The organism is Amaricoccus sp. (assembly GCF_036846665.1).
GTDB lineage: Bacteria > Pseudomonadota > Alphaproteobacteria > Rhodobacterales > Rhodobacteraceae > Amaricoccus.
In genome coordinates this window covers 1-14,606 of record NZ_DAIUBO010000088.1, presented here as the reverse complement: position 1 = coordinate 14,606, position 14,606 = coordinate 1, and the positions used below count along the sequence as shown (strand labels likewise).

Genomic DNA, 14,606 nt, shown 5'->3' with positions numbered 1-14,606 from the left:
GCTCGGGCGCGAGCACCGCGATCACCTTGATGTCGCCCGAATCGACGAAGCCCTTCGCTTCGGAGGCATCGCCGCTGAAGGCCTGTACCGAGCCGGCCAGGAGCTGGGTCACTGCCTCGCCGCCGCCGTCGAAGGCCACATACTTGACCGTACGCGCGTCCTCGATGCCGGCCGCGTCGGCGGCGATCAGCACCTTCAGATGATCCCAGCCACCGACTGCTGAGCCTCCTGCGAACGACACGCTCGAGGGGTCTGACTTCGCCAGTTCCATGAGTTCCGGCAGCGTATTGATCGGGCTGTCGGCGGCGACCGCGATGATTCCGTAATCGGTTCCCACCGTGCCGAGCCAGCGTACATCGTCCATCGTGTTGCCGGGATAGGCGCCCTGGGCGAGGCGCGTCGCCGTCGAGGTCGAGGCGGCGACGATCAGATCATTGTCCTCGGCGCGCTTGTTGACCACCTCCGCATAGGCTACGCCACCGCCGCCGCCGGCAATGTTGGTGACCTGCATCGTGCCGGGCACGAGACCGAGATCCTGCATGGCCTTCCCGACCTGCCGGCAGGTGAAGTCCCAGCCGCCGCCCGGGTTGGCGGGCGCGATGCATTCGGTCTGTTCCGGCGCGAATTCCTGGGCCTGCGCACCGAAAGCCAGCGCGGTGAGGGCGGTGCCCGCCAGGGTGATCCGAAGAATCTTCGTTTTCAGCAATGGAAACCTCCGCATGATCTTGTTGTTCCGCAGCGCACGCCGCCCCGGACGGTAGATGCCTAGCTGCCCAAGCTGTCATCAACCTGTCGCCTCGACAGGCAAACGCCTTCCGGCGTATGGTGGCGGGACAAGGGCCGGGCGGGAAAGCTCGGGGGTCGGGTAGGATGCGCCTTCTCCTCGTCGAGGACACCGAGGACGTTGCTGAAGCGATAGTCGCGAGCTTCGCGCGGCGCGGTGACGCCGTCGATCACGTGACCACCGTCGAGGCGGCGGCCGAGACGATCTGCGTGCAGGAATACGATGTCGTAATCCTCGACATCATGCTGCCGGACGGAAGCGGAACCGACGTGCTGAAGGCACTTCGGTCGGCGCGCAAGCAGACACCCGTGCTGGTGCTGACGGCGCGCGCCGACGTCGGCGACCTGGTCGCCGCACTCGACGGCGGCGCGGACGACTACGTTGTGAAGCCGTTCCATCTCAGAGAGATCCACGCCCGTGTCCGCGCGCTCGCGCGGCGAGCGGGTTCGGAACGCGCCGGTATCGTCGAATTTGGCGATCTCGTCTTCGACCCGGCAGGCCGCTCCCTCGACATCGGCGGGTCGCCGGTGTCGCTGACCCGGCGTGAATTCAGCCTGCTCGAGATCATGCTGGCGAACCGCGGCCGCGTGATTCCCAAGGAACGGATCTTCGATCGCATGTTCTCCTTCAACGAGGAGGAGGTCGGGATCAACACGGTGGAGATCCACGTGGCGCGGCTGCGGCGCAAGCTGGAAGGCAGCCGGGTGCAGATCCGCACGCTCCGCGGGCTTGGATACCAGCTCGTTGCGGAACACTGAGCCGGCGGCGGCCCGGACGACGTCGCTCGCGACACGCCTGGGGATCGCCCTCGTCCTGCTGCTGGCGCTGGGCGGCGCGGCGGTCGCCGTCGCCGCGCTCGCCTACGGGCGCAGCGCGGCCCGGCAGACATTCGACCGATTGCTCGTCGGCGCGGCCGATCAGATCGCCGGCGCGATCACGCTGCGCGACGGCGCGGTGGTCGTCGACCTGCCGGCGAGCGCCTTCGATCTGCTCGCGCTCGCACCCGACGACCGGATCGTCTATTCGGTCGTCGCGCCGGACGGTGCCCTCGTCACCGGCTACGATATCGCCGCGCCGCCGGACGACTTGGCCGGGCTCTACGATGGCGCCTTCACGGGGGAGCCGGCCCGGTTCGCGGTGGCGCGTCGGCGGTTCGCCGAGCGCGATTTCGCCGGCACGGTCGACGTCGTCGTCGGGCAGACCACCCGGGCGCGCGCCGAACTCGCCGGCCAGATCACCCGCAACGCGCTCGTGGTCGTGCTCGGTGCCGGCCTGCTGATGTCGGCGCTGGCGGTCTTCGCCGTGCGTTCGGCGCTCAGTCCGCTCCGCCGCATCGAGCGCGTGTTCGCGGCGCGGTCGCCGCGCGACCTGACACCGCTCGGGGTTCCGGTCCCGCGGGAGATCAGCGGCCTCGTGGGCACGCTGAACCGTTTCATGGGCCGGATCGACCGACAGGTCGAGACGATGCGCACCCTCATCGCCGATGCCTCGCACCAGATCCGGACGCCGATCGCCGCATTGCGGGCCCAGGCCGATGCGGCCGCCGAAGAGACCGATCCGGAACGCCAGCGCGCGATCGTCGCGCGCATTCACGAGCGCTCGGTCAATCTCGGCCGCCTGACCGACCAGCTGCTCAATCACGCGATGATCATCCACCGCGCCGATACCGAAGCGCTCGACCGGCTCGATCTCCGGACGGTGGCGATTCGCACGACGGAGGAGACCGACCACGACTTCGGTGCCTCGGAGACGGTGCTGCGGCTCGACCTTCCCGAGGATCCGGTCTGGTGCGACGGCGACGCGCTGTCGCTCGTCGAGGCCTGCAAGAACCTGGTCGCGAACGCCTTCCGCCACGGCGTGCCGCCGGTGACGATCGCGGTCGGCGAGGAGACCGGCTGCGTCCATGTCGCGGTGCGCGACCGCGGGCCGGGAGTGCCCGAGGAACACTGGTCCGACGCGCAGGTCCGCTACCGGCGGCAGACTGGCGTCTCGTCGACGAGCGCCGGCCTCGGGCTCGCCATCGTGCACGCGGTGGCGCGGGCGCATCGGGGCGACCTGCGCTTCCGCCGGCCCGTGCAGGGCGGGTTCGAGGCAGCCGTGGTCCTGCCTTCCGTCGGCGTCGAGCGATGATGTCCTGGGCGCTCGCCCTCGCGTCGATGCTCGCGCTCGCGCTGCCCGCGGCCGCCCAACCCGCGCCGGAGGCCATCGGCGATTTCGGTGCCGAGGAGGCCGCGGAGCGGATGTTGCTTCGTGGCACCACGGACCTGGCGCTCTTCGAGCCCGTGCTCGACGCGTTTCTCGCGACGGCGCCGCAGCTTCGGATTCGCTACGAGCAATGGGCGTCGGACGATCTCTACGATGTGGCGGCGGCGGCCTGCCGCGGCGAGTTTCCCGCCGCGGACCTGCTCATCAGCTCCTCGATCGACCAGCACGTCAAGCTCGTCAACGATGGCTGCGCACGGCCGTACCGCTCGGCGGCGACCGCGGCGCTGCCGCCGGAGGCGAACTGGCGCGACGAGGTCTTCGGGGTGACCAGCGAGCCCGCGGTCATGGTCTACAACCGCGACCTGGTCCCCGATGCCCTGGCGCCGCGCTCGCGTTTCGATCTGCTCGACCTGCTGCGGCCGGCCGATACGCGCTTCGCCGGCCGGGTCGCCACCTATGATATCGAGGCCTCCGGTCTCGGCTATCTCTTCGCATTCGCCGACTCGCAGCAGGCGACGACGTTCGGCAGCCTGATCGAGGCCTTCGGGCGGACCGGCGCCGTGGCGACCTGCTGCTCGGCGGAGATCATCGACGCCGTGGCGAGCGGCGAGTTCCTGATCGCCTACAACGTGCTCGGCTCCTACGCGCTCGCCCGCGCGGCGGAGGACGGCAGGATCGGCGTGGTCGCCCCGGAGGAATACACGCTTGTCCTCGCGCGCGGGGCGATGATCCCGCGGCAGGGGCAGCACCCCGAGGCGGCCGGGGCGTTCATCGATTTCCTGCTGTCGGAGCCGGGCCGCGAGGTGCTCGTCGACGCGCATCTCGTGCTCGATGTCGCGGCGCTGTTGCCCGACGCCGACGATTCGTTGCTGCGGCCGATCCCGCTCTCGCCAGTGCTGCTGGTCGGGCTCGACCAGCAGAAGCGCGCCGGGTTCCTGGCGCTTTGGCGCGAGACCTTTCCCCGAGAATGAGGCTCAGCCGGGAGCGGGTTCGGTGACGGGCCGCGGCCGGCCGGCCGCGTCGAGGGCGACGAAGCTGAAGGTCGCCTCGGTCACCTTCTCGCTCGCCGCGCGATGACGCTGGCGGCGCCAGGCCTGCACGTGAATGCGCATGGAGGTACGCCCGATCCGCACGAGTTCGGCGAAGAGCGAGACCTCGTCGCCGACCTTGACCGGGCGATGGAATATCATGCCCTCGACCGCGATGGTGGCGGTGCGCCCGCCCGAGGTCATGGCTGCCACCGACCCCGCCGCGAGATCCATCTGGCTCATCAACCAGCCGCCGAAGATGTCGCCGGCCGGATTGGTGTCGGCCGGCATCGCGATCGTGCGGATCGCCGGCGCGCCCGCGGGCGGGATGTCCGGCGCCGCCATCAGACGACATAGCCGCAGGCCGATGCCGGCGTGCGGGTGTCCATGTTCCGGCCGCGGTTGAGGTGGTCGTCGATCTCGGCGGCGGAGCCGATCATCCGGCCGTAGAGGAAGACGGTGAAGGCGGCGGTCTCGAGGTCGCGGTCGGTGAGCCGACCGGCCTGGTAGTCGGGCCAGAGCAGCGCGAGCAGCAGCGCGGCGATCACCGCGTCGACATTGACGCAGAAGACATAGGGCGACGCGCCCTCGGCGTAGAGCGCCTGCACGAGTTCGCTGTAGAAGGCGTGGAAGACGTTGTAGCGCCCGGCCTTCGCCATGTACTCGGCGACGAAGCGCTCGCGCGGGTCGTGGTTGACCGGCTTGCCCTTGAAGATCGGGTGATGCACGCCCGGCAGCGCCCGGAGCTCGGCGCCCACCTCCTTCGAGGCGCGCTTCTCGCGGCGATACTGCTTCGCGAAGGCGGTCGCCATCGCCTTGAGGTCGATGCCGTGGTCCGGATCGGTCGGATCCTTCAGCCCCTTGTCGTTGAACTGCTCGAGCAGGAACGCCATGCCCTCGTAGCCGTTGCCGCCGTGGCTGTATCCGCAATGGGTGAGGAAGCCGACCATCGCCTTGTTGATCTGCACCCGGGAGGGCGTCTGCGGGCCGTCGGCGGAAACCGCGCCCTTGGCGCCCTGTCCGGAGATCGAGCCCGGCCCGTTCGAGATCAGCAGGCCGACGAGGATCTGCAGCGGCAGCGCCTCCTCCGGCGTCGGCTTCTTGCCGGTCATGGCGAGGAAGCAGAGGTCGGCCATCGTCCACTGGCCGAAGCGGTCGGCCCGGCCGATGCCGTAGAGCGAGCCATGCTGGTGGTGTTCGCCCGGAATCGTCGCGCCCACCATCACCCCGTAGAGGCGCAGGTACCACGGCAGCGTCTCGGCGGTCAGCCGGGTGATGCGCTTGCGCATGAGCGGCGCCCAGGCGATGGTCGTAGCGATGGCGGCGAGGATCGCGTCGCGGCTGAGCCGGCCGCCGAGGCTCTTCAGATACTTCAGGAATGCCGACTTGCCGCCGCGCGCCTCGATCGCGGCGAGCATCGCCTCGGGGCGCGGGTCGTCCGCCTCCTCCGCGCTCGCGAGGAAGAGCGCGCGCATTCCGGGTTCGATCGCGATGTGGCTGAGGTCGAAGGCCTCGTCGCGGCCGTCCCTGAGGCCGGAATGCGCGAAGAGGTCGATGAGCGTCCGGGTGCATTCGAGCGCCCGTTCGACCCGCTTCGGCCCGGTGATCGCCGCGGCCACCGCCATGATCGCGTTCGGGGCGTTGCCGGCGTCGCGCGCCGCGTCGGTCGCGACGAGGATCGGGTCGCCGACGAGGTTCACCTCGGCCGCCACCGCGACGTCGAGCAGCGCCCGGTCGTTCGGCCCGGCGATCTCGTGGACGAGCGGCAGGGCGAAGCAGGCCTCGAGCGGCTGCAGCGCCAGGTCGAGCACCTCGTGGCCGTGCACGCTCGTCACCTGGGTCTTCGGGTCCATGACGCTGGCGCCCGACTTGTCCTTCATGGTCTGCCGGGCGACCACGGCGCCGACCTGCTGGGCGAGGGCGTCGATCTGGTCGGCGTAGGGTTCCGGCGCCGTCACCACCGGCAGCGCGATCTCCGCCGGCAGGCTCAGCCCCTGGTCGTTGGCGATCCAGGGCTTCAGCGCCAGGTCGCCGCGCGGCGCGAAGTCGGGCTCGGCGCCGTTCAGCTTCATCACCGCGGTCAGGGCCGCCGGGATGTCGGCGATGTTGGTGACGACCGCACCCTGCTTCGAGACCACCGGGTTGTCGGGCGTGAAGACCGACTCGACCCCGAACGCCTCCATGAACCAGCGTTCCTTGTCCTCGGCCTTGTCGCCCGAGCCCGCCATGGCGCCGGCATGGCCGACGGCGCGGGTGAGCTTCGACTTCCAGCGGCCGACGACGCAGGCGACGACCGGCTTGGTCCAGTCGATCCCGTGCTCGTAATAGCCGCCGGGCTCGGCGTAGAGGACGGCGGCCTTCGAGCGGTCGTCGGCGGCGAAGGCGCGGGCGAAGTCCGGGCAGGCGTAGTGGATGTAGAGATCCTTGCCGGAGGAGATGAGCGTGGTCGTGCCCCAGCCGGCGGTGCCGAGGTACTGGGCGATCGTCGTGGTGAAGCCGCCCGAGTTCGAGAAGATCGCCACCGATCCCTTGAGGAGCGATTCCTCCGGATGATCGCCGCCGAGCGCACCGCCGATCCGGACCCGGTTCCACGAATCCGCGACCCCGAGGCAGTTGCCGCCGATGACGTCGACGCCGTTGGCCTGGGCCATCGCCCGGATCTCGCGGGCGTCGTGAACGGCGATCTTCTCGGTGATGATGACGATCTTCTTCAGCTCGCGGTTCACCCGGATGAGCTCGGCGACGCCGTCGCGCACGCCGGAGGGCGGCAGGTAGACGACGCCGGTGTTGAAGCGGTGCCCGGCCTCGAGCCCCTCGCGGACGTTGTTGTAGACGGGGATGTCGCCCGCCGGGGTCTTCAGGACCTGGCCGGCGCGGCCGGGCGAGGTGCCGAAGACGACGTTGCCGCCGGAGAAGGCGTGGCTCGTCGGGGTCACCTGCCGGCTCTCGCCGCCGGCGATGTTCAGCACGACGACCCGGTCCTCCGGGGTGGCGATCTCCGCCAGCGAGCGGATGCCGAGGTAATAGGGAATGCCCTGGATGCCTTGATGGAACATGCGTTTCTCCCGGGAAGCGCGCTGTCGGTCCCGCGGGTCTGGTCGGGTCGACCTGCGCAAGAGTTCAGAGGTTTCGTCGGAGGGTTCGGTCGCGGCTCAGGCAGCCTCGGACTTCAGTCCGAGGCTCGCCGCGATTTCGGCACGACCGCCGGCGCGCATCCATTCGTCGACGTGCTTGGCGTAGTTCACGACCTCCGAGATCGCGCTGTCGAAGCCGAAGAAGCGGTAGGGCAGCCCGAGGCTCTCCAGCGTCTCGGCGAGATTGCCCATGCCGCGCACCAGGTTCGGCCCGCCGCGCCCGACCACGACGTAGAGCGGCGACGGCCCGTTGGCGGCGAAATGCTCGCGGAGCGCGTCGCCCATGCCGCGGAAGGTCTCGAGGATGTCGGTGTTGTTCGACTTGCCGCCGATGATGAAGAGCACGTTGGTCTGCTTCAGGAAATGCCGGTAGCAGATCGAGGCCACCGCCTTCATCTTCTCGTAGGGCGGGTTGCCGCCGAAGTCCGAGGAGATGATCGCCGCATCGCCGAGCACCTGGGTGACGAGGCTGTTCGCGCCGCCGCCGAAGGTCGGGGCAAGGATCGTGCCGCGGTCGTTGATCACGAAGACGTCCGACTGCCCCTGGTGGGTCCTGAGCTGGTTCACCTCCTGCTCGAAGGCGGTCACGTCGGCGGCGAAGAGCTGGTCGGGCAGCCCGAGCCGGGCCACGCGCGGGTCGTCGCGGTCGAAGCCGCACTTGAAGTCGCAGGCGACCGGCGTCAGCCGCCCGCCCTTGCCCGGCCGCATCCGGATCGGGTTCAGCTCCAGCGTGGTCATGCCATAGTGGTGCACCAGCTCCCAGAGCTTCGGCAGGTGCTGGACGAGCGGCGAGATGATCTCCTTCGGTGCGCCGATGTCGGTCAGCGCGTTCGCCACCACGAAGGCCTTCAGCCCGGTCAGCGCCTCGAAGGGCACGATGGCGATGTCGGATTTCGGCAGTTCCTCGATGTCCATGCCGCCGCGGTGGGTCAGCGTCATCGTCGGTGCGCGGAAGGCGGTGTTGTCGGTGATCGAGAAATAGACCTCCTGCTCGGCCGGCACCCCGGCCTCGAAGGTCACCCCGTTCGACTTGGCATAGGCGTTGCCGTGCCGGTGCCCGCAGAAATAGAGCCGCTCCTTCTCGGCCAGCGCCTCCTTCAGCGTGCGCGCCTTGCCGACGAGCCCGGCCTTGCCCTTCTTGCCGACGCCGCCGCGGAAGACCGGCTTGATGAAGATGAGCCCGTGGCGGTCGATCAGCTTGCCGATTTCGTCCTCGGAGGCGTCGGGACCGAGGATCTCCGATGTCGGGAACCCGACGTGCCCGAGCAGTTTCGACCCGAAGAGCATGCCATTGATCTGCATCCGCGCGTTTTCCCCTTTGCTTGGCGGTGTCGAAGCGGCACCGTGCCGAAGCGGCGCCGTCGCTCGCTCATCGACATAGCTGCGCAGTCTGTCGCCAACCTGTCGGATGTGCCGCGGCATGCAACGCGCCCGATTCGGGTGCACCGGCGAGCGCCCCCAAGCTCAAGGCTCCCTCGAGTCAGTCCGAGAAAACCTCGGCGGTGTGGGCCGCAGCGAGAAAGCTTCGTGCGAGCTTGTCCTGGACGGAGACCGGAGCTAGCGACGACGGAAGACGCGACAGGATCAATCCGGACTGTGGGCAACGACGTTGGTAGCGAAAGAAAAAACCTGGTAAAATCAAAGTCGTTGCTGTTCTGGAGAGCAGTCGCTGCGCGCGAACACGCGCGCAGCGAAAAAGGGACTCGCGCGGAACGGCGCGCGCTCGACCCTGGCGGCCAAAAGCCGCCCCGGCGTCAGGCGAGGCGCAGGAAGAGCTTCTCGTAGCCGCTCGCCGGATAGAGCGCGCGCAGGCTGCCCCCGCCGGGATCGGGCACGAGTCGCCCGATGCGCGCCAGCAGCTCTTCCAGGAACACCCGCAGTTCCAGCCGCGCCAGCGGCGCGCCGGGGCAGACGTGGATTCCCGCGCCATAGAGCAGGTTGGCGCCCGGGTCGCGGTCCAGCCGGACGGCTTCGGGATCGGCAAAGGCGCGGGGGTCGCGGTTGGCGGCGATCCAGTTGATGGTGATGCGGTCGCCCGCCTCGAAGCGCCTGCCGCGGAGCTCCACGCCGCGCGTGACCACGCGCCGGTTGGTGACCAGCGGGCCGTCGACGCGCAGGATCTCGTCGCAGGCCGGCTCGATCAGCGCCGGCTCGGCGCGAAGCCGGTCCTGCAGCGCGCCGTCCCGGGCGAGATGGTCGGCAAGAATGCCGGCGGAGGCCGCGATGCTGCCGATTTCGCCCACCGTCCAGTTGCGCAGGATGCTGGCGATCTCCTCGCTGCCCAGGGGCCGCCCGTCCACCTGCTCCCGGCTCAGCTCGGCGACCACGTCGCCGGGCGCCTCCGGTCCCGATGCCCGGGCGGCGGCGATGCGCTCGACGATCAGCGCCTCGAATTCCGCGGCGATCGCCGACAGGGCCCGCCGGTCCTGGGCATGGTTGGCGGCGTGGTTGCGGCGGGTCCAGTCGATCAGCGGCGCATGCAGGGTCTCGGGCCAGCGCAGGAACGCGCATTGCGCCTGTACCGCGAAGGGCAGGGCGACCGCCTCCATGACCTCCACGGGGCCCGCCTGGCGGGCACCCTCGATCAGGGCGCCGCAGATGCCGCGGCAGGCGGGCTCGAACGCCGCCATGCGGGCGGGGGTGAAATAGCCGTCGATGATCCTGCGATATGCGGTGTGCTCGGGCGGGTCCATGCCGTTCGGCACCGTCCGGCGCGGCGAGACCACGTTGCTGAAGGTCCCGGGCTCGCCGAGGACGCGACACAGGTCCTCATGCCGGAAGAGCGACCATTGCATGGTCTCGCTGAAAGCGACCGGACAGGTCTCGCGCATGCTGTCATAGGCGGAGCGCTGCCGGCCGCGCACCGCGACCTTCCCCGGATCCCAGGTCGGCCTGGCCTGATCGCTGTCTGACATGGGACGGCTCCCCCTGTTCCGGCGCCCGAAGGATCTGCTTAGCACAAGCCCCGGGAGGGGGAAAGCCGGCCGGGTCCCGGCGGCCGGGCGACCGCATCTGGGACCAATACCGACGGCCCTCCCGCCCGACCGGCGCCATAGCCCCCGGACCGAGCCCCGGGATAGGGAAATGGCCGCGGCCCGCTCGCCACGGGTCTATCGGGCTGGGGGATCCCGGCCTGTGCACACGAGAATTGACGGCTAAGCCCGCGTTCGATCGTCAGGGAATGCGGTCGCGCGGTCAGATGCAATCGCCCCGGTTCTATCCCCCGGCGCCCGCGGAGGAGCTCTTCTTCGCCGCCGGCTTCTTCTTCGCCGCGGCGGTCTTTGCCGGCGCCCGCTTCGTCGGCGCGGCCCGCTTCGCCGGCTTCCGCGCCGCGATCAGCGCGACCGCCTGCTCGAGCGTCACGTCCTCGGGCGTGATGCCATCGGGCAGGGTTGCGTTGGTCTTCTCCCATTTCACATAGGGACCGTACCGGCCGTCATAGACGCCGACCGCCCCGCCGTCGGGATGCTCGCCGAGCTCGCGGATCGGCTTGGCCGCCGCCCGGCCGCCGCCGCGCGCGGCCTTCTGCGCCAGCACCTCCATCGCCCGGTTCATGCCGATGGTCAGCACCTCCTCGGGATCCTTGAGGCTGGCATAGGTCTTGCCGTGGCGCACATAGGGCCCGAAGCGGCCGATCGAGGCCTCCACCGTCTCGCCGTCCTCGGGATGCTGGCCGATCCGCCGCGGCAGCGACAGGAGCTCCAGCGCCCGCGCTAGGTCGACGGCCGCGGCATCCATGCCCTTCGGGATCGACGCGCGCTTCGGCTTCGGCGTCTCCTCGCTCGCCTCCCCGAGCTGCACATAGAGCCCGTAGGGACCGACGCGCAGGCTCACCGGCAGGCCGTCGTCGTCATGCCCGAGCAGCTTGCCGTCCGGGCCGGCGGCATCCCCGCCCTCCACCTCGCCGGCGAGCGGGCGGGTGTAGCGGCACTCGGGATAGTTCGAGCAACCGATGAAGGCGCCGCCGCGGCGCGAGGTCTTGAGGCTGAGGAGCCCGTTGCCGCAGACCTTGCAGCGGCGCGGCTCGGGGTCCTCCGGAGTGGCGGGGAAGAGATGCGGCTCGAGCACCTCGTTGATCTTCTCGATCACTTCGGTGATGCGCAGATCGGCGGTCTCGCCGAGCGCGGCGGAGAAATCCTTCCAGAACCGGGCGAGCAACGCCTGCCACTGCTCGTCGCCGGTGGTCACGCGGTCGAGGTCGCTCTCGAGATCGGCGGTGAAATTGTAGTCGAGATAGCGGCTGAAGTAGTTCTCGAGGAAGGCCGTCACCAGCCGGCCCTTGTCCTGCGGGAAGAGCCGGTTCGCCTCCTTGCGCACATAGTCGCGCTCCTGGATCGTCGAGACGATCGAGGCATAGGTCGAGGGCCGGCCGATGCCGAGCTCCTCCATGCGCTTGACCAGCGTCGCCTCGGTGTAGCGCGGCGGGGCCTGGGTGAAATGCTGCTCCGGCGTCACGGAGCGCTTCGCCGCCGCCTCGCCGCTGACGATCCTGGGCAGGCGCCGGTCGTCATCGCCCTCGGCCTCGAGATCGACATCGTCGCGGCCCTCGAAATAGACCTTGAGGAAACCGTCGAAGGTGACGACCTGCCCGGTCGCGCGCAGGCCCACGCGCCCGGCGTCGTCGGCGATCTCCACCGTGGTGCGCTCGAATCGCGCGGCCTCCATCTGGCTGGCGATCGAGCGCTTCCAGATCAGGTCGTAGAGCTTGCGCTGGTCCGGCTCCAGCCGCGCCAGCCGGTCCGGGGACTGGGCCATGTCGGTGGGCCGGATGCATTCATGGGCTTCCTGGGCGTTCTTGGCCTTGTTCTTGTACATGCGCGGCGATTTCGGCAGGTAGCTCTCGCCGTAGCGGTCCTTGATGGCGTCGCGCGCGGCCATCACCGCTTCCGGCGCCATGTCGATGCCGTCGGTGCGCATGTAGGTGATATGGCCCGCCTCGTAGAGCCGCTGCGCCGCGGACATGGTCTGGCGCGCGCCGAAGCCGAACTTGCGGCTCGCCTCCTGCTGCAGCGTCGAGGTCATGAAGGGCGCCGAGGGGTTGCGGCTCGCGGGCTTCGCCTCCACGGCGCGCACGACCAGATCCCGCGCCTCGATCGCCGCCACCGCGGCTTCGGCCCCGGCCCGGTCGGCGAGGTCGAACTTGTCGAGCTTCGCACCGTCGAGCGAGACGAGCCGCGCCTCGAATTCGTCGCCCCGCGGCGTGGCCAGCAGCGCCTTGACCGTCCAGTATTCGCGGGCGCGGAACGCCTCGATCTCCATCTCGCGCTCGACGATCAGCCGCAGCGCCACGGATTGCACGCGGCCCGCCGACTTGGCGCCCGGCAGCTTGCGCCAGAGCACGGGGCTGAGATTGAAGCCCACGAGATAATCGAGCGCGCGCCGGGCGAGATAGGCATCCACCAGTTCCATGTCGATCTGGCGCGGGGCCTGCATCGCCGTCGTCACGGCGTTCTTCGTGATCGCGTTGAAGACGACGCGCTCGACCTTGGTGTCCTTCTTCACCGCCTTGCGCTTGGTGAGCGCCTCGAGCAGATGCCACGAGATCGCCTCGCCCTCGCGGTCGGGGTCGGTGGCGAGGATCAGCCGGCCGTCGGATTTCAGCGCCTCGGCGATGGCGCGGACATGCTTCTGGCTTTCCGGCGCGACCTCCCAGAGCATCTCGAAGTTCCGGTCGGGATCGACCGACCCATCCTTGGCCGGCAGGTCGCGCACATGGCCATAGGAGGCCAGAACCGTATAGTCCGGGCCGAGATACTTGTTGATTGTCTTCGCCTTGGCGGGCGATTCTACGACGACGACGGCCATCGGGCTACTCCTTCGGCGACGCTGCGGATCGCCGGAACCCCGGCTAGATGTGCGCCGGCGCGGCGGATGTCAATCGACGTGACCCGCAGGCTCCCCCGTCCCGAAGGCCCGCAGGGCGGCGATTCGGGGCGGATCCCCGCGATGATCCGGTGTAGGCTGGCGCCAGAGGCCGGGGGCGGCGTCACCCCGCCGGCGGGCGTCAGGGGAGGGGTCCCGGTCATGTGCTGTCCCGTCCGTCGCGATTCGCGGCTCTGCATCGTGCCGCCGCATATGCTGCGGGTGCTGGAGATGCGCGGCGACCGCAAGACCGCGGCGATGGCCCGCCGCCTGCTCGACCAGAGCTGCAGGATCCGCGACGACCGCGCGGCGATCGCCGCGCGGCCGATGCTGGCCGAGGGCGGCGACGCGCCCGGCTTCGTCGCCGAGGGCTATCTCGGCGCCGCGGCGGCGCGCGGGCTCCTGCGCGAGATCCACGACGGCGAAAGCAGGGCCGCGCTGCCGGGCAGGCTGGTCCGCGCCGAGGGCGATCCGCCCACGGGCGACGCCAGCGCCGACGGCGCCTATGACGGCGCCGGGGCGGTCTACGACCTCTATTTCGAGGAATTCGGCCGCAATTCGCTCGACGGCGCCGGCATGACGCTGATCGCGACCGTGCATCACCGGCGCAACTTCAACAACGCCTTCTGGGACGGCCGCCAGATGGCCTATGGCGACGGCGGCGGGGAGATCTTCCGGACCTTCATCGAGACCTCGGTCATCGGCCACGAAATGTCGCACGGCGTGGTGCAGTTCTCCGGCGGGCTGGTCTACGAGGGCCAGTCGGGCGCGCTCAACGAGAGCTTCGCCGACGTCTTCGGCGCCCAGACCCGGCAGCGGCTGGAGGGAACCGGGGCCTGCGAGAGCGACTGGCTGATCGGCAAGGGGATCCTCGGCCCCGGGATCAAGGGCGTCGCCCTGCGCTCGATGAAGATGCCGGGCACCGCCTATTCCGACGCGCTTCTGGGGCAGGATCCGCAGCCCTATCACATGGATTTCTATGTCAATACCACCGAGGACAACGGCGGCGTCCATGTGAATTCCGGCATCCCCAACCACGCCTTCTATCTCTATTGCATGTATCTGGGCGGCAATTCCTGGGGCGTGCCGGGGCAGGTGTGGTACGATGCGCTGCGGCGGCTGAACAATCCCTATGCCAGCTTCCACGACTGGGCGACGCAGACCGTGCAGAGCGCGGTGCAACTCCACGGCGTAGGGAGCCGCGAGGTTCTGGCGCTCCGGCGGGCCTGGACGCTGGTCGGGCTCGCGATCTGAGGATGGGCGGAATTGCGGCGGGGTGTCTCGCGATGATGATCACGATCACGACGAGCGGCGGGATCGGCGGCTTCGGGCTGGCGCGCAAGGCCGAGGTCGCCGTCGACGAGCTTCCCGAGCCGCTGCACAGCGAGACCTGCGCGCGGCTCGACCCCGCGGCGCTCGCGGGGCTTCGGGCCGGTTCGGCGCCCAGGGGAGCCGACCGGATCGTCTATCACATCGTGGTCGTGGAGCAGGGGGCGGCGCCCAGCACCTTCGACCTGCCCGAGACCGTCCTGCCCGGACCCACGCTCGACCTGATCGACGAACTGCTCGACTTCGTGTCGAAGCGCTGACCGG

At 69.7% G+C, this 14,606-nt stretch carries 11 protein-coding genes; 5 read left to right on the top strand and 6 right to left on the bottom strand.

Annotated features, from left to right (window positions below):
- The coding region (locus V7050_RS10380; protein WP_442885474.1) for a Bug family tripartite tricarboxylate transporter substrate binding protein at positions 1-703 on the bottom strand (703 nt) is incomplete at its 3' end.
- A gap of 167 nt (positions 704-870) precedes the next feature.
- On the opposite strand from V7050_RS10380, the gene V7050_RS10375 reads away from it, so the two are divergent.
- From V7050_RS10375 to V7050_RS10365, 3 genes are read left to right on the top strand one after another with little or no spacing between them, the layout of a single operon-like run.
- A complete protein-coding gene (locus V7050_RS10375; protein ID WP_324370265.1) occupies positions 871-1,542 on the top strand; it encodes a response regulator transcription factor in 672 nt (223 codons plus the stop codon).
- Positions 1,529-2,914 (top strand): sensor histidine kinase, encoded by a 1,386-nt coding sequence (locus tag V7050_RS10370; RefSeq protein ID WP_324370263.1) that lies wholly within the window; start codon positions 1,529-1,531, stop codon positions 2,912-2,914. The genes V7050_RS10375 and V7050_RS10370 overlap by 14 nt, the downstream gene beginning before the upstream one ends.
- Positions 2,911-3,960 carry an ABC transporter substrate-binding protein gene (locus tag V7050_RS10365; protein ID WP_324374369.1) on the top strand — a complete coding sequence of 350 codons (1,050 nt, stop codon included), beginning with the start codon at positions 2,911-2,913 and terminating at the stop codon, positions 3,958-3,960. Before V7050_RS10370 ends, V7050_RS10365 begins: the two co-directional genes overlap by 4 nt.
- 3 nt (positions 3,961-3,963) lie before the next feature.
- Here the strand turns inward: V7050_RS10365 and V7050_RS10360 are convergent, their stop codons facing one another.
- The 5 genes from V7050_RS10360 to topA all read right to left on the bottom strand — a co-directional run bounded on the left by V7050_RS10360 (position 3,964) and on the right by topA (position 12,956).
- On the bottom strand, positions 3,964-4,362 hold the full coding sequence (locus V7050_RS10360; protein WP_324374367.1) for an acyl-CoA thioesterase: 399 nt from the start codon (positions 4,360-4,362) through the stop codon (positions 3,964-3,966).
- Positions 4,362-7,073 (bottom strand): hypothetical protein, encoded by a 2,712-nt coding sequence (locus V7050_RS10355; RefSeq protein ID WP_324369589.1) that lies wholly within the window; start codon positions 7,071-7,073, stop codon positions 4,362-4,364. The genes V7050_RS10360 and V7050_RS10355 overlap by 1 nt, the downstream gene beginning before the upstream one ends.
- A 96-nt stretch (positions 7,074-7,169) precedes the next feature.
- Positions 7,170-8,453, bottom strand: a complete 1,284-nt coding sequence (locus V7050_RS10350) for an ATP citrate lyase citrate-binding domain-containing protein (protein WP_324369591.1) — start codon at positions 8,451-8,453, stop codon at positions 7,170-7,172.
- Positions 8,454-8,905: 452 nt separating this feature from the next.
- Positions 8,906-10,066, bottom strand: coding sequence for a cytochrome P450 (locus tag V7050_RS10345; RefSeq protein WP_324410514.1), 1,161 nt, complete (start codon positions 10,064-10,066; stop codon positions 8,906-8,908).
- Between the two features lie 301 nt (positions 10,067-10,367).
- Positions 10,368-12,956: a type I DNA topoisomerase gene (gene topA / locus V7050_RS10340; RefSeq protein WP_324374365.1), complete on the bottom strand. Its 2,589-nt coding sequence runs from the start codon at positions 12,954-12,956 to the stop codon at positions 10,368-10,370.
- 219 nt (positions 12,957-13,175) lie between these two features.
- Here topA and V7050_RS10335 point away from each other — a divergent pair, with 219 nt between their 5' ends.
- On the top strand, positions 13,176-14,267 hold the full coding sequence (locus V7050_RS10335; protein ID WP_324369844.1) for a M4 family metallopeptidase: 1,092 nt from the start codon (positions 13,176-13,178) through the stop codon (positions 14,265-14,267).
- A 32-nt stretch (positions 14,268-14,299) separates the two neighbouring features.
- A complete protein-coding gene (locus tag V7050_RS10330; RefSeq protein ID WP_324369847.1) occupies positions 14,300-14,602 on the top strand; it encodes a protealysin inhibitor emfourin in 303 nt (100 codons plus the stop codon).
- The last annotated feature ends 4 nt before the right edge of the window (positions 14,603-14,606 follow it).